Origin of the sequence: Streptosporangium sp. NPDC050284 (assembly GCF_044459525.1) — a bacterium.
GTDB lineage: Bacteria > Actinomycetota > Actinomycetes > Streptosporangiales > Streptosporangiaceae > Streptosporangium.
In genome coordinates this window covers 410,905-428,362 of the sequence record NZ_JBITIZ010000002.1, presented here as the reverse complement: position 1 = coordinate 428,362, position 17,458 = coordinate 410,905, and the positions used below count along the sequence as shown (strand labels likewise).

Here is a 17,458-nt window from a genome sequence, read left to right as displayed (position 1 = left end):
CGCTGAACCCCCGAGGGCTCGGCTGAGAAAAGATCACGGCCATCTCGGGAAGCGATCTTGAAGCTCTGCCTCGACCGCAGATCACACCCGCTCGTGAACACCCCACAGGGGGCCGTTCTTGAAACGGCTGGACTGAGGTTGACGGGATCCCGTCTGATCATCGCGATCAGACGGGATCTTGTCGTTTCAGGGACCTCCGAATCGGGTTCGTCCTGGTTTAGGAGTCGCGGAGCAGGGGTCCGGGAATGCCCGGGTGATGAGGTCGCTGGTGGAGGTCGGAGTTCGCGTCGCTGGGCATGACGATGCCGGCTCTGGGCTGGGTGTTGCGACCAGGTGAAGCGTTCTTGCTGCCATCAGCGTCCAGGGCCTTCGGCCTAACGTCACCGAGCGCTACTCGACTTCAGCAGGTTGTTCTGGCCTGACCGACAGGCATTCATGACCACCAGATGTGCAGCACTCAGGGGGAAGCTCAGTCTCTGAGAAGGAACGCAGAAAGCCCGAGTCCGCAGAACTCGGGCTTATCTGTCAATGACCTGCCGCAGCGGAAGGAACCCGTTAGGCGACGCGGGACACCGGTGCGGTCCAGGTGTTGCACGCGGCAGGGGAAGCGCTGGCGAAACCTCGCTGCAGCCAGGCGGCCCGGTTCTTGCCCGTGCCGTGACTGCGTTCCTTGTTGACCTTCTCATCACCACTGCCCCGGTAGTGGTCCACGACCTCCTTCCAGTCCTGGTCCCGGTAGTTCTGCGACGACCAGACGCTGGCCATGAACACCGCTCCCAGGCAGTCGGCCTGCAGTTCCAGACGGCGGCTCTGCGCCAGCGCCTGCGCCTTGCTGCGGGCAGGCATTTCTTTGTAGGCGGTCCACATGCCGGTGAGGTTCTGTACGTGGTGGGCGTACTCGTGTGCGATCAGGTGCAGCATCACCGGGTCGGCCGGTGCTTTGACGGCGTAGTCGCTGATCATGATGACCAGCCGCTGCTCGCTGGTGCAGTAGCGGCCGGTGTTGTACCTGCTCCATGCTGACCCACACGCGCGGCCGGGTTTGGTCATGAACTGGATTGTCGGCTTCTTGAAGGCCAGGCCCGTCTTCTTCAGCTGCTTGGACCATGAGGCGTTCAAGCAGCCCAGCATCGCCGTCAGGTGCTTTTTCGTGGCGGCGACGCTGCCGGAGGCTTCGGGGTGCTGAGCGCAGGGCAGCGTCAGTTTGCCGCTGCGATACAGCGGATTATGGGTCAGCGCCTTGGTGCCGGTGGGAGCCGGCGTGCCGACACTGGCGTCGGCTTGGGCGGTGCCGGTAAGCAACAGGCCAACCAGAACCCCGGCCAGCAGGGCGATATGGGGGGTACGCATGAAGCAGAACTGTATAGAAGGGGCGATAAACCCTGGAGCCGAAAGGTGCACCGTTCTTGATTCCATCCCGATGGATCGTCGGGAGCAAGCACCGCACGCTCCTCACTGGAACCGGTCAGCGGGGCATTGAGCAGCCGTGCATACCACCTCGCGTCGTGTTGGCTGACCTTCCGATTGAACATCGAACACCGGGATGTGTAACTCGCTTAGCGAGATGACGATGGGGGTCCCGGCGGTGACGGGGAGCGCTTTTCCGCCTTCCGACGCTGCCGGTGTGGAGAAGGCCGGCCTCGGGCTTGCCGACGATCTGGACAGTGTCGGCGGCTGCCTACGCCCGCCCTGACGTGCGGGCGCACCCACATGTCCAAGCCGCCCTCCATGAGCAGGTGCCTGCCTGCCCTTCGGAGTCGGCATACGGTACGGACTGTTCACTCGCGGTGTCCCCGCAAAGGAGGAACATTCCATCTGCCCCGTCACCGGCAATCGCCTCCGGGGCATCACCTGATCGCGGCCTGACCACTTCGACGTGCTCGGTGCGGGAGACGTCGAAGTCGAACGGCCATGTCAGTGACTCGGCGGCCGCCGGAGTGTGGTGAATGAGGTCGAGAAGGAGGTTCGGATGCGCCACGGTGAGCACTCTGACAACTCGCTGCTCCTCGACTTCAGGGAAACGATCATCTTCATTTCGGGAAGCGATCTTGTAACCCCCTGTTCCGCCCCGGATCACCCGTACTCGTGAACACCCCATAGGACGAAGGACCCGATTCCAGATCATGGAACCGGGCCTTTTTGCTGTTCAGAGGTTATGAGGTCGCCTCGTTCTCCGGGGGGCGTACGGCCTCCGAAGGAACTTCGCGGACCGGGATCAGCGAAAAGTCGACGACCACCGTGCGAACCTTGTTGATGTCAGGAGGAGAACAGCCTCCAGTGCCCCTCGGACACGACGTCGACGGTGCCCTCGGTCACTCTGATGGCGGTCTCGTCGTCGATCGCATACGCCGGACCTGAGATTCCGGCCGCCCATCTTTCCGCGTCGGCCATGGTGTTCTCCGGCAGGAGCTCGTGATCCAGGTGCGGGAAGATCGAGAAGTCGACGATGCCCAGTGTGCTGTCGCTCCCGGCAGGCGGTTCCCAGCCGACGAAGGTCTCTCCGATACGGGGGGTCATCACCATGCTTCCGGCGCTCAGTCCCACCCAGACCGTCTCGCGCAGCGACGGCAGGAGATCCGCCAGCCCCGACTGCCGCATCCAATGGCACAGGTACAGGGCGTCGCCGCCATTCACCAGCAGGACGTCTGTCTCTCGGACCCAGGAGACCCAGCGTCCTTCGTCGATGCTGGGCAGCGCGGTGAGTTCCAGCACTCCCAAGGACTTCCAACCCAGCTCGCACATGGGGGTGGAGGACTGACCGCTGATGAAACGCCATGCCCCACCGGGATTGCCCTGGGGGTGCCCGTAGCTGGCGGTGGGGATACAGAGGGCGTTGGAGTCGGCGATCGGTTTGCCCAGTAAGTCGACCAGCGCGCTGTGGATGCTCGGGTTCTTGACGCCGGCGGAGGTGAGAAGAAGCTTCATGCTTGCCCCCTGTACATAGCGGTCATGACGCTCTCGTCGAAAGTCGAGAGATCGGTGCATAGGAAGGTTGATGCGGTGTTCGGTCGTGTTGAGCTGTTCACAGAGCTCTGGATCGTGGCTGACCGGGCAACCGCTTCAGGCGAGCCGCGCTCGGCTGCTTGGTGGAGAGGGCGTCCATGGAGGTCTGTTCCCGAATTCGGGTCGGCGCCCGCGTCGAGCTGGGCACGGAGCAGAGCGAGATGCGTCCAGCCGTTCCAGCCCATGCCGGACTATCCGGCTCTGTCGGTGACGTCCATGGCACTCCCTGGGAGGATGTATTAATACGAGCGCTGATCATGCCGTACAAGACTGACAAATTCGGGCCGACCGCGGGAAACGCAACTTCCCGTAGCCATGGTCGCCCCAGGTCGGGCGGCTGGGCGGAGTCCGCTAAAAGTCAGCGAACCGGCTGACACGGGAGCGCAGCCGGGACCGATGGACGTCATCGTCGCGGCATCTGACGACACCGAACGGCATCCGTTGATCGGAAACGGTGCGTCCCACCGGGGTTCGAATCCCCTCATTTCCGTGCTCCCCCCAGCTTCAGTTGGCCATCGCGCCGGCGCGGATCCGGATACAGGTCGGCGAACAACCTCTCGGCACCGCCCGCAGCCATTTGCTCGGCCCGATGGACGACATTCGCATCGAGTACGGCCCGCATCCGTGACCAGTGTGGCGCGGTGAGCCGGTCATGTGCCGCACGCAGTTCCGCGGCGATCGCACGCGGTCCTGCCGCCGGCTGTTCAGCGAGCGCGGCGGCCGGGGCGGAGAGGCCTTCGCCGAACAGGCGCCGGAGGCTGATTCGCACTTGGGGTGCGGGTGTCCTGCGCAACACGGCAAGGTCGTCGTCGATGGACGTCCCCGAGCCGAGCAGGGCAGGAACGAGGAACTCCGGCCAGTTTGGCCGGTCGCTGACGATCAGCGGCCATGTACGTGAGAGATCCAGGGGATCTCTGGCGAGCTCACCCGCCGCCCGCCGCAGCTACCGCAGGTGGAGCGGGTTCCGATCAAGATTACCCAGCTGCTGCAGGCGGGCCACAGTCTCCGACAGCGGCGAGATCGCGAACCGGGTCGCCGCCAACTATCTCGACGTAGTCCAGCTCGGCCGCGAACGGTCCGTCGTCGTGCTGGAATCGCAGCGTGTTCCATTTGTGGTCCAGCTTTAGGGTGGCCGACGCGTGCGACCAGGTTGTCCAGGTGGGGCTACCCGGATAATGCACTACGATCTTGCGCGAGCCATTCACCGTCAGGTACTGCCGCGCGTCGCCATCGGCGGCGCTATACCGCACGTTCACCTTATAGATGTCGGCCCTGGGCGCGTACACCTTGATTTCGACCCAGCTGTCCGGGTAGTTCAAATGGCCCATCGAAGCGTTGTTCGATGCGTCGTCGATATTGTAAAGGCGTCTGGCATTGTTGCAAGAGCCGTCCTCAGCCTCGTAGCGGACCGACGCATCTGATACGACGGCCAGGGCGATCAGGGTGGTCACCACGACAGCCGACACGGTCGTGATCAGCAGGACCGTACGACGTCGCGGGCCACGGGCGTGGGCGGACTCTGCCTGGCCGGACCCCGGTGTCCCCGTGGTGGATGCGATGTCGTCGACGGGCCGGCTTCGCAGTTGCGCGCGTAACGCCAGCATCGCGACGACCAGCCCGGCCGCGCCCGTGAACGTGCCGATCACGCTGGCCCGTTGGCTCAGCATTTCCAGTATGTCCTTCTGCAGATCGAGTGGGTCGACCAAGACCCAGGCCAGCCCCATTCCCAGTAAGACCGGCAACGCCACGCTCGCGGCGATCCGCACTGCCCGCCACTGCCGCGAACCGGGTGCTCGCTCCTGCTCTCCCACCGCCTTTGACATGGTTCCAGGGTGGCCTCTCGATCACCTCAGGCGGACACCGGTAAGGAAATTGTTGCCCTTGTGCTCAGAATTGGTCGCGTTGTAGTCGGCGTCCGCAGCCGGGCGGGGACTGATTGTGAAATGTGTGGAATAGGGGCAAATTCGGCTAGTGGTTCCTGATTAACCGACAGGTGCCATAGACGATGATCGTGCTGTCGGCGCACCGATCAGCGTCAATTGCCCGGTGGCCGCACCGTCCGTTCCCGACAGGCATGTTCCGCCTGTCCCGCCGATCTGCGCCGGCGCCCGTTGGGCGTCCGTTTCGCCGCCGATGGGGGCACGGTGTCGGCATCGGAGGAGGACGAGAAGTTCTGGAGCTCACGGTGCCGGAAGCGGACGTTCTCACTTCACCAGTTCGGTGCGCAGCTCGTGGCTGTCGTCGGGCAGCCGGGCCTCGTAGAAGATCCGGTGAGCGCCGCTGGGAAGGGGCAGTACGTCGAGGTAGCGGACGTCCGCGACGGGAGGGCCGTCGACCGGCGTCAGCGGCGCGCCTCCGGCGCCGCTGGACGGCGTCACCAGCCCAGTGCGTTCACGCCAGTTCTCCGCCGCCGAGGCGCGCCCGTCGTAGCAGGCGCGGCCGTCGGGCAGCACACTGGTCAGACGCGCGCCGCGGGCGTCCCATGAGCCGGGCCGGCCGGTGAGGACGACGCCGTGCCATCGCCAGCTCAGCCCGTCCTGGCTGGTGGCGTATGCGGTGCTCATGCGGTCTTCCGCGCCCGGCACATCGAGCGGGTGGCAGCAGATCCAGGCCCGCCACTCCGTGCCGTCGTAGCGGATCACCGGGTCCTTGACGCCGGTGCGGACGTCGCCGGCGAACACCACTCGCACGTCCGCTTCAGCCAGTCCCTCCGGGGACGCGGCCTCGATCGCCCCGATCCACCAGTGCTTGGTTCCGGGCGTGGCGCAGCTGACATACAGCCGCCAGCCGCCGGACGGGGTGCGGACCAGGGCAGGGCGCTCCACCATCGCCGCGCCGAAGCGGTGGCGCGGCAGGACGGTGACGGTGGTGAAGCGCTCGCCGTCCGCGGAACGGGCCACGACGTTGTAGTCCTCGCCACCCTTCCGCACGCGGTAGGCCAGGACGAACGTGCCGTCGGCGTCCAGCACGGCGCTCGGTGCGCCGGCCCAGCGCTGCGGCCCGGCACCGGGCGCGTGGACGGCGACCGTGAAGCGCTCCTGCGACGGCAGGGGGAAAGGGCGCGCGAGCGAGGGACGGCAGTGTGTGCTCGATGTCATGCCCCGAGTCTGTGAGAGCGGATGATTCAGGAGGAGTGGCAGCACTGCCCGGTTACCGGAAAATCCTGCCATCCTCGTGGTCGTGCCCCGAAGCCCCGAACCCGGGACTCCTCACGACCGACCTCGCCCAGCCGCTCGGGGAGCGACATGCCCGTCACCCGTGGCAGAGGCGTAGAGGGAGCAGCCGGTACGCCCGTGTCGGCGGCCGGTTACGTACTGTGGCGGAAGGCGCGGCGGTAGGCGGCGGGGGCGATGCCGCGGCGGGCGGCGAAGTGGTGGCGCAGGGTGTCGGCGCCGCCGAACCCGGCCCGCGTCGCGACGGCGTCCACACTCAGATCGGTGGTCTCCAGCAGTTCCTCGGCGAGTTGGAGCCTGCGTTCGAGCAGCCAGCGGTGCGGGGTGGTGCCGGTCAGCGTCTTGAACCGCCTGGCGAACGTGCGCGGCGACATGGCCGCGCGTGCAGCCAGCGCCTCCACGGTGAGTGGCTGATGGAGGTGCTCCATGATCCAGTCGAGCAGCTCCGACAGCTCGTACGGGGTGCGCGGTGGCGGCATGGGCGCCTCCACGTACTGGGCCTGCCCGCCGGCCCGGTGGGCCGGTACGACCAGGCGCCTGGCTAGGGCGTTGGCCATGGCGGCGCCGTACTGCAACCGGATGAGGTGCAGGCAGGCGTCGATCCCGGCGGCGGCCCCGGCGCTGCTGAGCACCGGGCCGTCCTCGACGTACAGGACGTCGGGCTCGACGCTGACCCGCGGGTGGCGGCGGGCGAGCAACTCGACGAACTGCCAGTGGGTGGTGGCACGCCGGTCGTCGAGCAGCCCGGCGGCTGCCGGCAGGAAGGCGCCCGTGCAGACGGTCAGCACCTTGGCGCCTCGCGCGACGGCTTCCCGCAGGGCCGCCAGCAGGGGAGCGGGAACGGGCGCGTCGAGCTGAGGCCAGGCGGGCACGGTGATGAGGTCGGCGTCAATCAGGCGCTCCAGCCCGTGCTCGACCTGGATGGTGTACCCCGAGGTCGTCGGGATCGTGCCAGGCCGCGGTGTGCAGAGCGTGAAGTCGTGAAGCGGCAGCCCGTCGTCGGAGCGATCCAGGCCGAACACCTGGCAGACGATCCCGAGCTCGAACGCGGCGGCCCGGTCGCCGACGACGGCCACGACCTTGGGGATCATGATTTCATTATGGCGGCTTTTTCCCGCTTATTGTCATTGCTGCCATTGACGTGCAGGTCGTCAGTGGCCGGGGCCGCAGGGGGTAGCGTCCGCGACTTCCGGGAAACGATCACCTTCATTTCAGGAAGCGATCTTGTAGGCCCCTGTTCTGCCCCAGGTCACCCGTACTCGTGAACACCCCCTCTTCACCGCAACCGAATCCGATCCACAGCCGGTCGTACTCCTGCGCCAGACTCGACGGACACGGGTGCGCGGTGAGGTCGATGCGCTTGGTGATGGCGAGCGTGGCGGTATCGATCTCGATCACTTCGTGCGAATCGCGCAGCGCCGCGTACACCTTCCTGCCGACCCCCGGCGAGGCCAGGGCGACAGCACCGGACAGGCCGGGGATCGTGTCGATGACCTTGCCGTCGATGGGCGCGACCACGATCTGATCGCCGGCGGCGACGAAGGCCTTGCTGCTGCGCGCCACCACGTCTCCGCCCTTCCCGGCGACGCCGAGGTCGGTGACGGTCACGGCGGCCGTGGCGGTGGGCGCCTGAGCGACGAGCGGGGCCGCCGTCAGGAGCAGGGTCCCGGCCCAGGCGACTAATCGGCGGGACAAAGGAGCCCGGGCAGAGGTTGATGGGCGCACAGGCACTCCGTTCTGGAGAGGAAGGGGAGAGTCGAGCACCCGGGCATGGCTACGGGACCCGCTCTCGTTGACGATCTTCGTAAATCGAACGCATATTCGCATAGTGTGAGATTGTCGTCTAGAACACTGGTCGGTTGAGCTGATCGGGGTGCTCGCACTTGCGCTGGACGCAGCATCGGCAGGACTCGTTTGACGCAACGTGCGATCTGATTCTCCAGCCAGGTTTTGTTGGTAGAGATCCGGCTGGGCGCGCTCGCATCCGGTCCCGGTCGTCCTCAACGTCGGCCCCGCTGTGCAGGGGCCTTGGGGGTCGTTTCCCGGGAAGCCATCGGGGATGTCTGCCGACCCCGAAACCCGGTAGCGTCAAGCCATGCCCGCCTTTGCGATCACAGGCCTGATCCTGCTCGTGATACTCGCCGCCCTCCAGATCGCCCTTGCCGCAGGAGTGCCCTTGGGCCGCTTCGCCTGGGGCGGCCGGCATGACGTGCTGCCTCGAAACCTGCGGATCGGAAGCGTGGTCGCGGTCTTGATCTACGTTGTGTTCGCGCTGTTCCTGCTGAGCAAGGCCGGCCTGGTGTCGATCATCGGCGAGCCGCTGTTGACGATCGGGATGTGGGTGATCGTGGTTTACCTGGCGCTGAGTTCGGTGTTGAACCTGTTGTCGGGCAGCAAGTTCGAGCGCTCGGTGATGACGCCGGTCGCGCTGGTGATGGGGGTGGCGTTCCTGGTGGTGACGTTGACCGCGTAGCAGCGGGCACGTCGGCGCGGCGTCGACGTTCGAGTGACTCCGCGACTTGCGACATCCGAGTGACTCCGCGACTTGCGACATCGCTCGGGCGGCCCCGACGCTCTCCACCGACGTGTGGGGTGCGAAAACCCGGATGCGGCCTTGGTCTGCGGTTATCCGCCCCGTCCGGAAGGTCCGGCGTGAGCAGCCCGGCCGGCGAAGTACGGCACACGTCAAGATCGATACCGTTGTCGGCGTACTCCCGCTCCATTTCTGAGATCATCGATCGCGTCGCATCCAGGCTTTCTGTACGGCATGGTGCGGGTCGCCCAAGGGGGTGACTTCTGCTTCTCCTGGGACGGGAGCCCATCGAGTACCGATGGATCTTCACAGATGAGGGCGACGGCACATCACGACGGCCTCCCGCCCGGGTCGTCGTCAGCCACGCGGATGGCCAGGCCCCCGCACCCGCTGACTCATCCGGGTAGCAGGCCGATCGCCGCCTTGGCCTGGCGTACCTTCGCGCCGGCCACCCCGCGGGCACGGCCGGCACCGGCCCGCAGAACCGCCTGGACGTGCCGCGGGTCCTCGGCCAGTCGCAGGTAGCGGTCCCGGAGAGGGGCGAGGGTGGCCACCACCGCGTCGGCGACCGCTTCCTTCAGCTCGCCGTACCGGTCGAACCGCCCGGCCAGCCGCTGAGGCTCGTCGCCGGTGCAGGCGGCCAGGATGGCGAGCAGGTTGGACACTCCCGGTTTGCGTTCCGGGTCGTAGCTCACCACGGTGTCGGTGTCGGTGACCGCACGCATCACCTTGCGCCGCAGGACGTTCGGCTCGTCGAGCAGTCGAAGCACCCCCGCCGCCGAGGGGGCCGACTTGCTCATCTTGTCGCCGGGTGACGCCAGGTCCATGATGCGGGCGGCGACCGGCGGGTTGACCGCACGGGGGACGGTGAAGGTGGGGCCGTATCGGGTGTTGAACCGCTGGGCGACATCGCGGGCCAGCTCCACGTGCTGGCTCTGGTCCTCGCCGACCGGCACCTCGTCGGTGTCGTACAGCAGGATGTCGGCGGCCATCAGGATCGGATAGGTCAGCAGCGACATCCGGACCTGGTTCTGACGGCCGGACTTCTCCTTGAACTGGATCATTCGCTGGGCCTCGCCGTACCCGGTGGTGCACTCCAGCAGGTAGTGCAGTTCGGTGTGCTCGGGTACGTGCGACTGGACCAGGAACAAGGACGCGTCGGGGTCTGCGCCCGCGGCCAGCAGGATGGTCGCGAATTCCAGCGTCCGCCGCCGCACCTCGGCCGGATCGTGCTCCAGAGTCAGGGAGTGCAGGTCGGAGATGAACACCACCGTGTCCGTGACGGCCTGCTTGGCGATTATCGGGGCGATCGCGCCGATGTAGTTGCCCAGATGCAGGTCGCCGGACGGGGTGAAGCCGGTGAGTCGTCGTGGCATCGGTTTGGCTCCCTCAGGATCGGGAGGCCGCCCTGGCCGGGCCACCGAGGTGCGAACACACGAAACGGCCACCCGAACCGGGCGGCCGCGTTGTCGGTTACGCGGATGAACGGTGCCGCCCGTCAGGGGCGCCACCAGCCAAGGAACAAGAAGATCATCCGCATGTTGAGACCATACCATTCGGCGGGCGGAGATCGCAGTCAAGCCGGTGATGATCCTTGTGTGATCTTTCATGCCCACCGCGGCCGGAGCGATTCGACGACTTCGCGTAGCCGGGTCATCCCGCTCCATGCCTTGATGTCCTTGGCGGAGGCCGGACCGAATGCGGTGAGATAGCGCAGGACAAGTTCCCGCGCCGGCGGTTCGTCGGCCGGTGGCCGGTCGAGCCACCGGTCGGCGAGCGTGAACCGGCTGACGCGACTCCTCGGCGAGGCCATGGCGTTCGAGGTCCCCATATCTCGTGGTCGGCTGGGAAGTCTGAAGGCGCCGCCAGGCCAGGCGGCATGTCGAAACGGACGGACGCGACCTCTTAGAAGGGCGGTTGCGCACGCAGCCATTGAGGATCGGGGTTGACGTGTGGCTTGCCGGCCACCACCACGGTCGGCACCGTCTCGTCGCCGCCGGTGGCCGCCCGGACCGCCGCGGCGCCTTCCGGATCGCGCCAGATGTCGACCCAGTGCATCCGGTGGGCGTGGCGGCCGAGCCGGATGCGCAGCCGCAGGCAGAAGCGGCAGCCAGGGCGCCAGTAGACGATCGGGCGGCCGTCGGCCTCGCTGCGGCGTAGCGCTTCCGCCGCGCCGATGGACTTCGGGAACATCAGTGGGGACAGCAGGACGGCGCCCAGCAGGAATATCAGGAGCGGCGCGACGGCGGCGCCCGGGGACCCCTGAGCGGTCTGCCGGGCCGCTGCGGCGAGTCCGAGGGCCAGGAAGAAAATCGGTAGCATCCATCGGCGCAGCATGTGATGACGCTAGCGCACCGGACGGGGGCGTCAGCGGTCGAGGGCGGTGGCGGCGGACCGGCAGCGAGAAGAAGATCGCGACAAGCAGCAGTGGCCAGGCCAGGGTCGGCACTGCGGAGTGCTCGGCGATCCTCGCCGCGTTGGACTGCCTGCCCCGGTGGTGTCAACGCTCGGCGGCGCCGGCCGGAGTGTGCGGGCGCGGCGGGCTAGGGTTTGCCCGTCGCGTGGCACAGCCGGGCGAAGGCGTGGTCCGCGTCGGCGACCGCCTCGGGTCGCACATCGTGTGCGGTCCGCCCGTCGGCGATCTTCTGCCAGTTGGTCCTGGCCAGTACGCGTTGGACCGCGATCACCTGGGCCGCCTGCAGCCGGCCCCGGACACCCGGGTCGAGGACGGCGGCCAACGCGTCCTCGTCGTCGAGCATGTACTGCAGGAGCCGTCCCGCCAGAGTTGGCGTGGTGAACACCAGCCGATGGAACGCCACCACCTCGGGATGATCGTTGAGGCCGGTGACCGGCTCGAAACGATCGAGACCGGCCAGGAAATGCCGGTGCAGCGCCGTTATCGGTGTGATCCCCGAGGGCCGGTCGCGGACCACGCGTGCGGCCTCACCGCTGTGGTCCGCGAAGCGGTGCAGGATCAGATCTTCCTTGGTGGCGAAGTAGCGGAACAGCGTCGGTTTCGACACCTCGGCCGCCGCGGCGATGTCGGACACCGATACCTGGTCGAACCCGTGCGCCAGGAACAGCGAGATCGCCGCCTCGGCGATCGCGTCCCGGGTTCGTACCTTCTTGCGGGCCCGCAGCCCGACCGGCTCGCTCACCTCGTCAGGGTAACATTTGTTACTGAGTTGCTTTTTTAACTCGGTAACGAAAAGATGCGCCCATGGAACAGACAGACACCTCGCCGCACCCCGTCGACGACGGCGAGACTGCCATGACACCTGCGGGAGGGCCTCCGGTGCTCGTCACCGGGGCGACCGGACGCATCGGCCGCGCCGTGGTCGACCTGCTGACCGACGCGGACGTGCCGGTCCGCGCCCTCGTGCGCCGCTCCGAGTCGGCGGCGACACTGCCCGCCGACGTCGAGATCGCCACCGGCGATCTCACGGTGCCCGAATCGCTCGACGCCGCGCTGCACGCCGTCAGCACGGTCTTCCTCGTCTGGACCGCCCCGCCGCAGACCGCGGCGGCCGTCGTCGACCGGCTGGCCGCCCACGCACAGCGGGTCGTCTACCTGTCCGCACCGCACCGGACCCCGCACCCGTTCTTCCGGCAACCGAACCCGATGGCGGCGCTGCACGCCGAGATCGAGGAGCTCATCGCGGCCACCGGACTCGACTCGACGATCGTCCGGCCGGGGATGTTCGCGTCGAACGCCCTGTTCTGGTGGTCCGCCGCGATCCGTGGCGAAGGAGTGGTCCGCTGGCCGTACGGCGCGGCCGAGACGGCCCCGGTCGACGATCGGGACGTGGCCGCGGTCGTCGCACGGATCCTGCGCGAGGACGGACACGCCGGCGGCGACTACGTCCTGACCGGCCCCGAGTCACTCACCCAGGCCGAGCAGGTAAGCGTCATCGGAGACGTGCTGGGCCGCCGGCTGACGTTCGAGGAACTGGCGCCCGACGACTTCCGGCGCGAGACCCCGGAAGCCTCGCGCCCGGCCGTGGACATGCTCCTCGCGGCGTGGAACGCCACGATGGGACGCCCGGCGTACGTCACCTCGACGGTGTCCGACCTCCTCGGAAGGCCGGTACGAACCTTCCGCCAGTGGGTCACCGACCACACCGCATCGTTCACCGAGAACCCCACCCGATGAACCGGCAAATCTCTTTCTGACAGGCTTTCGGCGTTGAGTGACCTTTCACCTCAGGCCCGAAGGAACTCGGCGATCGGCTCGGCCTGGCCGAAGATGGCGTGACCGGCTTCGGGGAGCAGGTTCACGGTCGAGTGCGGGATGCACTCACGGACACGCCGGGCGGTCTGGTGGGAGTCGAACATGGCGTCGTGGCCACCGACGATGACGAGTACGGGCATGGCGAGGCCGCGCAACGCCTCATCGGGGAATACCGGCAGCTTTTCCCTGCGCGGGTTGAAGTGCGTGAACGTCAGGACGACGGCGTCGAGCGCCTGCCGGTCCTTCTCCCCGTCCAGTCCTGCGACGGCCATCGCCGACTCGCGTAGTCCATCGCGTCGGAACGGGCGGGTCAGCAGGGCCTTGAAGATCCAGCCGACCTTCTGCCGTCCCACGCCGCCGGGGCACACCAGCACCAGGCGGGTCACTCGTTCTGGACGGCGGATGGCGTAGTCCAGGGCCGTCCAGCCACCCAGAGACGTGCCGACGAACGCGGCGTCGGTGATCTGGAGTTCTTCCCGCACGTCGTCCAGCCACCGGGATACCGCATCAGAGTCCAGGGCAGGGCGCGAAGGCGCGCTCAGGCCGGGCTCGCCGACGAGGTCGACGGCGTAGGTGCGGAAGTGCTGAGACCAGGTGGCGATATCGCCTCGCCACATCGACGTGTTCGCACCCGAGCCGTGCAGCAGCACCAGGGGCGGTGCGTCCTGCGGGCCACAGGCCAGGACGAAGGTCTCGCCCTCGCGCGTCGGCACCCACAGGTGCTCGGCGGGAACCGGCCAGGCCTCCAGCACCTGCCGATAGTGGTCGCGGAGCTCGCGTTCACCGGCCTCGGACCTGTAGATCATGGTCATGACGGATCGCACCCCCTCCTCGCGCGTCGAGCGCGTTGAAATGTGGAACGAGCCGGCCGGACCTGTTCGGCGCGCCGACGAGCGCGCGGAGCAGGACCGGCCACCGGACATGAGGAGAGGTCGCCGACGACCACGGGCTTCAGCCGGTAGGTGACGACCTTCTGCGTGGGCTCGCCCGCCAAACGGGAGCTCTGCGAGAAGAGCCGTTGTCGCAGGCGTGCCATGGGCGGCGCCACCACGTCCCGTTCGAGCATGGGACCACCTCCTTGGCAGCAGTGAAAGCCTTCTCACCGTGTCAAGGTCAAGCGCGGTCACGTCGCGAGACGGTCTGCCCCGTGTCCGGCGGTGTCAGGGGGCTGGTGGAGGTTGGAGTTCGCGTCGCCGGGTCGGCCGGGCTGGGGCTGTGTCACGGTTATGCGGCGGATGGGTGGCCTGCTTCGGCCCATGAGCGGTGTGCGGTCAACGGACCCTGCTGGAGTTTCGAGGTTGTCAGCAGGTGCGTCGGGCTCGTCGTGAGGTTCCCCGTGGACGCGTCCTCCACCTGGCGCCACTCTTCATGATCGACTGTAGGGTGAGGCGTTCGCTCCCATCCCCCCGAATCCTCAGGAAGCGTCCCGTGTCACGTCGTCACCGTTCAGCCCTGCCCGCCCTGCTCGTCGCCGGTCTGTACGGCGCCGCGCTGACGGTCGCCGTCGTCGTCGCCCTGACCTCTGGCGACCTCGGTCCGCTGTGGTGGCTGACGATGTTCGCGACCATGCCCGAGGGCGTCGCGGCGACAGGGCAGAACCTGCTCTTCCTGGTCCTGGCCGGGATGTCCTGGGCGTGGGGGATCTGGCAGATCCTGCGCGGGCCGTCGGCGGGACCGCCGCCCCAGCAGGACCGGAACACCCTTCGGGTGCGCGTGGCGCTCTACGTCGCGGTGGCCACGATGTGGCTGCTCGATGTCACCGCGTCGTTGATCTGGGCGGATACGACGGTGATCCACTCTGCGGTGATGTGGGTGGTCGTGCTGCTGTTCGCGCGGGTGCTGGGCCGCGACCGTGAGTACACGCGAGGCGCGGGGGTGCTGGGGTACGGCGGTTTCACCGTCATCGGCGTGCTCGACCTCGTCGGCCAGCCCGTCCCGGGTTGGGCGGAGATGGTCTGTGGCCTGGCCGGCCTGGCCTGGACGGTGCTGATCCTGCGGGTTCAAGCGGGCGACGACCGCTGGGAGAAGGCGACCGTCGCGTACGGTGTCGCCGCCCTGGTGGTGCCCATCCTGCTGCTACTGGCGGCATCGCCGTTCCGGGATGAGGGAAGCGCTGTCGAACCACTCGGTGTGGTCTCGACCGTCCTGGTCATGATCTGGCTGGCCCGCTCCGCCCACGACCTCGCCGCCCCGCGCCACCAACCGGCCGCCCAGACCATGTCGGAGGCATGAGCCGACGAGCAGCCGCGGTGTCGGCCGTTGTCGCCGCGCTCGTGTGGGCGGCGATCGCCATGGTGATCATTCGTCCGGACGATCCTGAGGGGACCGCCCCAAGATTGTGCTCCCCAGGATGTCGCGTCCCAGCGGACCATCGAACGCGTGCGTGAGGCAGACCTCGGCTGAGGGGCGGGATCAGCGGACCGAGGAGACGTCGTTGAAGGCGTTGACGGCGCCGTCGCCTTGATCGCCGACTTGGTGATGATGTCGACGGAAGCACTGTCGGTGAAGTCGCGATGGCCGTAGGCGAAGGCGGTGGGGAAGCCGGGCGTGACCAGGGGTTTCACGGTGGTGACGGAGTTGGCGTCGACGCGGAGGACTTCCGTTCGGGGGAAGGAGCGCGGCTGCTGTCGCGGTCGTTCTATGACGCGGCGCGTCGCAGGCCGCGCAGAACCCACGGCGGGCAGTTCGCGTCCGCTTCGGCCTCGGCGACGGTGAGCCAGACGAGCCCGGCCACTTCCTGCGCGGAGGCGGCGATGGGCTGAGCGTGCGCCGGCAGTTCACCGCGGAAGACCACGTTGATCACCGGGTCGCCGTCGTCGGTCGTGAAGAACGCGCTCTCCACGTAGGTGAGCACGACGTCCGTCACGTCGACGCCGATCTCCTCGGCCACCTCCCGCCGTGCGGTCTCCTCCAGGACGTCGGCTCCGGCGCCGTCGATCTCGACCTTGCCGCCGACACCGGCCAGCGCACCGGGAGCGTGGGCCTCCTGTGCCCCGCGCTGGATGAGCAGCCAGCGGTCGTCCCGCTCCAGGAAGACCTCGACGTTCACGACGAATGCCGGTCGGCCCCTTCGCGTCGTGCAGGCCGACGTGTCAGGTGGGTGAATGTCCATGCTCGGTGACTTTACGCGGAAGGATCCTCAACATGATCGTCCATGTGTCCAGGGCGGGGATTTCGTACGTCGAGTCCGGGAAACGATCAATGCCGTTCCGGGAAGCAATCTTCCAGCCTCCGCTTCGACATATGTCAGGGGTATTCGTGAACATCCTGCAAAAAGGAGCCGTTCACGAGATGGCCTGGGAAAGTCTCATGAGGTGCCCTCCTGATCTTGGGATCAGGAGGGCACCTGTCGTTTCGGAGGGTTCTGGCCGAGATTCCAGCCGAGCTGTGCGGCCGCATGACGGTGGCGGGGCGGGACTTGAGTCTCAAGCCGCTTGAGACACCATAGTGACGGCATGGACGACAACGAGCTGTATCCGATCGGGGACGTGGCACGCCGGACCGGTCTGAGTGTCAGCGCCATCCGCTACTACTCCGACGCCGGGGTCATCGCGCCCACAGATGTGACCGAGGCGGGCTACCGCCTGTACGACGTCCGGGCGATCGCCCGGCTGGAGCTCATCCGCACCCTCCGTGACCTGGACGCCGGCCTGGACGACATCCGCCAGCTACTCGACGGCGAGACGTCGCTGCACGATCTTCTCGCAACGCACCTGGAGCTCGTCGAGCGTCAGGAGCGAGCCCTTCGGGCCAGACGGGCCGTGCTGAGAACCCTGGTCAAGCAGGACGGCACGGTCGCGCAGGTGACCCTGATGCACAAGCTCGTATCGATGCCCGACGAGGAGCGCGAGCGGCTCGTCGACGACTTCTGGAACGAGGTCGGCGAAGGCCTCGACGTACCCTCCGGTTTCGTCGAGCGGTTGCGGACGATGCGACCGATCCTGCCGGAGGACCCCACCGCAGCCCAGCTCGAAGCCTGGATCGAGTTGGCCGACCTGCTGCGGGGCGAGGAGTTCCGTGACGCGGTCCGCTCCTATCTCCGGGACACCTACGGCACGTTCCCCGGACGGCGCATGGCCGCCGCACCGGTGTGGGACTTCATCCACGAGGAGGGGGCGAAGGTCGGGGAGGAGATCGTGGAGGCGTATCGTTCCGGGCTGCCGGCGGACTCTCCCCGAGCGCGGGAACTGGTCGTTCGGATGGCGAACGCGTCCGCCGAGGCCGTCGGCGGGCAGGCCACGGCCGAGTCGCGGGAGCGACTGGCCACGGCCTTCCTCCTCGTCGAGAGGATCCAGCGCGAGAATTCCGATAAGGAGGCCCGCTACGACGCGACCCACGGCAGGTACCTGTCCCTGGTGGCCGTGATCAACGGGACGCCGCCCGCTACGGACGAGGAGGGGCCCGAGCTCTTCGCGTGGATCGCAGCGGCCCTTCGCGCTTCGGCCCGGTGAGACGGCGGACGGACAGGCCGGAAAATCGAGGTTCGCTCGCGCGTCGAGTCGCGGATCAGGCTGAGGT

Annotated in this window: 18 protein-coding genes; 4 read left to right on the top strand and 14 right to left on the bottom strand. The window is 67.5% G+C overall.

The annotated features are described in order from the left end of the window. Positions 1-555: 555 nt before the first annotated feature. From ACIBH4_RS06290 to ACIBH4_RS06260, 7 genes are all read right to left on the bottom strand, one after another. On the bottom strand, positions 556-1,350 hold the full coding sequence (locus ACIBH4_RS06290; protein ID WP_362516787.1) for a neutral zinc metallopeptidase: 795 nt from the start codon (positions 1,348-1,350) through the stop codon (positions 556-558). A gap of 906 nt (positions 1,351-2,256) precedes the next feature. Beyond that, complete coding sequence (locus tag ACIBH4_RS06285) at positions 2,257-2,925, bottom strand: Type 1 glutamine amidotransferase-like domain-containing protein (RefSeq protein ID WP_362516785.1); 669 nt, start codon at positions 2,923-2,925, stop codon at positions 2,257-2,259. 559 nt (positions 2,926-3,484) lie between these two features. Then, complete coding sequence (locus ACIBH4_RS06280) at positions 3,485-3,772, bottom strand: hypothetical protein (protein ID WP_362516783.1); 288 nt, start codon at positions 3,770-3,772, stop codon at positions 3,485-3,487. A gap of 205 nt (positions 3,773-3,977) precedes the next feature. Beyond that, positions 3,978-4,826: a hypothetical protein gene (locus ACIBH4_RS06275; protein ID WP_362516781.1), complete on the bottom strand. Its 849-nt coding sequence runs from the start codon at positions 4,824-4,826 to the stop codon at positions 3,978-3,980. 381 nt (positions 4,827-5,207) lie between these two features. Continuing rightward, the gene (locus ACIBH4_RS06270) at positions 5,208-6,101 is read right to left on the bottom strand and encodes a hypothetical protein (RefSeq protein ID WP_362516779.1); all 894 of its coding nucleotides are present in this window, start codon (positions 6,099-6,101) and stop codon (positions 5,208-5,210) included. A gap of 209 nt (positions 6,102-6,310) precedes the next feature. Then, on the bottom strand, positions 6,311-7,267 hold the full coding sequence (locus tag ACIBH4_RS06265; RefSeq protein WP_362516777.1) for a helix-turn-helix domain-containing protein: 957 nt from the start codon (positions 7,265-7,267) through the stop codon (positions 6,311-6,313). Between the two features lie 115 nt (positions 7,268-7,382). Then, positions 7,383-7,784, bottom strand: coding sequence for a hypothetical protein (locus ACIBH4_RS06260; RefSeq protein ID WP_362764515.1), 402 nt, complete (start codon positions 7,782-7,784; stop codon positions 7,383-7,385). 487 nt (positions 7,785-8,271) lie between these two features. On the opposite strand from ACIBH4_RS06260, the gene ACIBH4_RS06255 reads away from it, so the two are divergent. Next, positions 8,272-8,649 (top strand): hypothetical protein, encoded by a 378-nt coding sequence (locus tag ACIBH4_RS06255; RefSeq protein WP_362516773.1) that lies wholly within the window; start codon positions 8,272-8,274, stop codon positions 8,647-8,649. Positions 8,650-9,104: 455 nt separating this feature from the next. Here the strand turns inward: ACIBH4_RS06255 and trpS are convergent, their stop codons facing one another. The 4 genes from trpS to ACIBH4_RS06235 form a co-directional block, all read right to left on the bottom strand. After that, positions 9,105-10,085 (bottom strand): tryptophan--tRNA ligase, encoded by a 981-nt coding sequence (gene trpS / locus ACIBH4_RS06250; RefSeq protein WP_362516771.1) that lies wholly within the window; start codon positions 10,083-10,085, stop codon positions 9,105-9,107. A 230-nt stretch (positions 10,086-10,315) separates the two neighbouring features. After that, on the bottom strand, positions 10,316-10,642 hold the full coding sequence (locus ACIBH4_RS06245; protein ID WP_399171544.1) for a DNA glycosylase AlkZ-like family protein: 327 nt from the start codon (positions 10,640-10,642) through the stop codon (positions 10,316-10,318). Further along, positions 10,615-11,031, bottom strand: coding sequence for a glutaredoxin domain-containing protein (locus ACIBH4_RS06240; protein WP_362516769.1), 417 nt, complete (start codon positions 11,029-11,031; stop codon positions 10,615-10,617). The genes ACIBH4_RS06245 and ACIBH4_RS06240 overlap by 28 nt, the downstream gene beginning before the upstream one ends. 221 nt (positions 11,032-11,252) lie before the next feature. Further along, the gene (locus tag ACIBH4_RS06235; protein ID WP_362764518.1) at positions 11,253-11,867 is read right to left on the bottom strand and encodes a TetR family transcriptional regulator; all 615 of its coding nucleotides are present in this window, start codon (positions 11,865-11,867) and stop codon (positions 11,253-11,255) included. 62 nt (positions 11,868-11,929) lie between these two features. Between ACIBH4_RS06235 and ACIBH4_RS06230 the strand changes: the two genes are divergently transcribed. After that, positions 11,930-12,862: an NAD(P)H-binding protein gene (locus tag ACIBH4_RS06230; RefSeq protein ID WP_362764520.1), complete on the top strand. Its 933-nt coding sequence runs from the start codon at positions 11,930-11,932 to the stop codon at positions 12,860-12,862. 50 nt (positions 12,863-12,912) lie between these two features. On the opposite strand, the gene ACIBH4_RS06225 is transcribed toward ACIBH4_RS06230, so the two are convergent. Together ACIBH4_RS06225 and ACIBH4_RS06220 are read right to left on the bottom strand one after the other, a co-directional pair. After that, positions 12,913-13,752, bottom strand: a complete 840-nt coding sequence (locus ACIBH4_RS06225; protein WP_362764523.1) for an alpha/beta fold hydrolase — start codon at positions 13,750-13,752, stop codon at positions 12,913-12,915. Then, positions 13,749-14,006 carry a DUF4180 domain-containing protein gene (locus tag ACIBH4_RS06220; RefSeq protein ID WP_362764525.1) on the bottom strand — a complete coding sequence of 86 codons (258 nt, stop codon included), beginning with the start codon at positions 14,004-14,006 and terminating at the stop codon, positions 13,749-13,751. Before ACIBH4_RS06220 ends, ACIBH4_RS06225 begins: the two co-directional genes overlap by 4 nt. 362 nt (positions 14,007-14,368) lie before the next feature. On the opposite strand from ACIBH4_RS06220, the gene ACIBH4_RS06215 reads away from it, so the two are divergent. Then, positions 14,369-15,172: a hypothetical protein gene (locus tag ACIBH4_RS06215; RefSeq protein ID WP_362516759.1), complete on the top strand. Its 804-nt coding sequence runs from the start codon at positions 14,369-14,371 to the stop codon at positions 15,170-15,172. Between the two features lie 406 nt (positions 15,173-15,578). On the opposite strand, the gene ACIBH4_RS06210 is transcribed toward ACIBH4_RS06215, so the two are convergent. Continuing rightward, complete coding sequence (locus ACIBH4_RS06210; RefSeq protein ID WP_362516757.1) at positions 15,579-16,052, bottom strand: NUDIX domain-containing protein; 474 nt, start codon at positions 16,050-16,052, stop codon at positions 15,579-15,581. 343 nt (positions 16,053-16,395) lie between these two features. Here ACIBH4_RS06210 and ACIBH4_RS06205 point away from each other — a divergent pair, with 343 nt between their 5' ends. Next, positions 16,396-17,391, top strand: a complete 996-nt coding sequence (locus ACIBH4_RS06205) for a MerR family transcriptional regulator (protein WP_362764528.1) — start codon at positions 16,396-16,398, stop codon at positions 17,389-17,391. Positions 17,392-17,458 lie beyond the last annotated feature (67 nt).

Excerpts from the sequence above, each read along its gene's own strand:
- ACIBH4_RS06290 (WP_362516787.1), bottom strand. The coding sequence starts at position 1,350 with ATGCGTACCCCCCATATCGCCCTGCTGGCCGGGGTTCTGGTTGGCCTG.
- ACIBH4_RS06285 (WP_362516785.1), bottom strand. The coding sequence starts at position 2,925 with ATGAAGCTTCTTCTCACCTCCGCCGGCGTCAAGAACCCGAGCATCCAC.
- ACIBH4_RS06275 (WP_362516781.1), bottom strand. The coding sequence starts at position 4,826 with ATGTCAAAGGCGGTGGGAGAGCAGGAGCGAGCACCCGGTTCGCGGCAG.
- ACIBH4_RS06270 (WP_362516779.1), bottom strand. The coding sequence starts at position 6,101 with ATGACATCGAGCACACACTGCCGTCCCTCGCTCGCGCGCCCTTTCCCC.
- ACIBH4_RS06265 (WP_362516777.1), bottom strand. The coding sequence starts at position 7,267 with ATGATCCCCAAGGTCGTGGCCGTCGTCGGCGACCGGGCCGCCGCGTTC.
- ACIBH4_RS06255 (WP_362516773.1), top strand. The coding sequence starts at position 8,272 with ATGCCCGCCTTTGCGATCACAGGCCTGATCCTGCTCGTGATACTCGCC.
- trpS (WP_362516771.1), bottom strand. The coding sequence starts at position 10,085 with ATGCCACGACGACTCACCGGCTTCACCCCGTCCGGCGACCTGCATCTG.
- ACIBH4_RS06245 (WP_399171544.1), bottom strand. The coding sequence starts at position 10,642 with ATGGCTGCGTGCGCAACCGCCCTTCTAAGAGGTCGCGTCCGTCCGTTT.
- ACIBH4_RS06240 (WP_362516769.1), bottom strand. The coding sequence starts at position 11,031 with ATGCTACCGATTTTCTTCCTGGCCCTCGGACTCGCCGCAGCGGCCCGG.
- ACIBH4_RS06230 (WP_362764520.1), top strand. The coding sequence starts at position 11,930 with ATGGAACAGACAGACACCTCGCCGCACCCCGTCGACGACGGCGAGACT.
- ACIBH4_RS06225 (WP_362764523.1), bottom strand. The coding sequence starts at position 13,752 with ATGACCATGATCTACAGGTCCGAGGCCGGTGAACGCGAGCTCCGCGAC.
- ACIBH4_RS06220 (WP_362764525.1), bottom strand. The coding sequence starts at position 14,006 with ATGCTCGAACGGGACGTGGTGGCGCCGCCCATGGCACGCCTGCGACAA.
- ACIBH4_RS06210 (WP_362516757.1), bottom strand. The coding sequence starts at position 16,052 with ATGGACATTCACCCACCTGACACGTCGGCCTGCACGACGCGAAGGGGC.
- ACIBH4_RS06205 (WP_362764528.1), top strand. The coding sequence starts at position 16,396 with ATGGACGACAACGAGCTGTATCCGATCGGGGACGTGGCACGCCGGACC.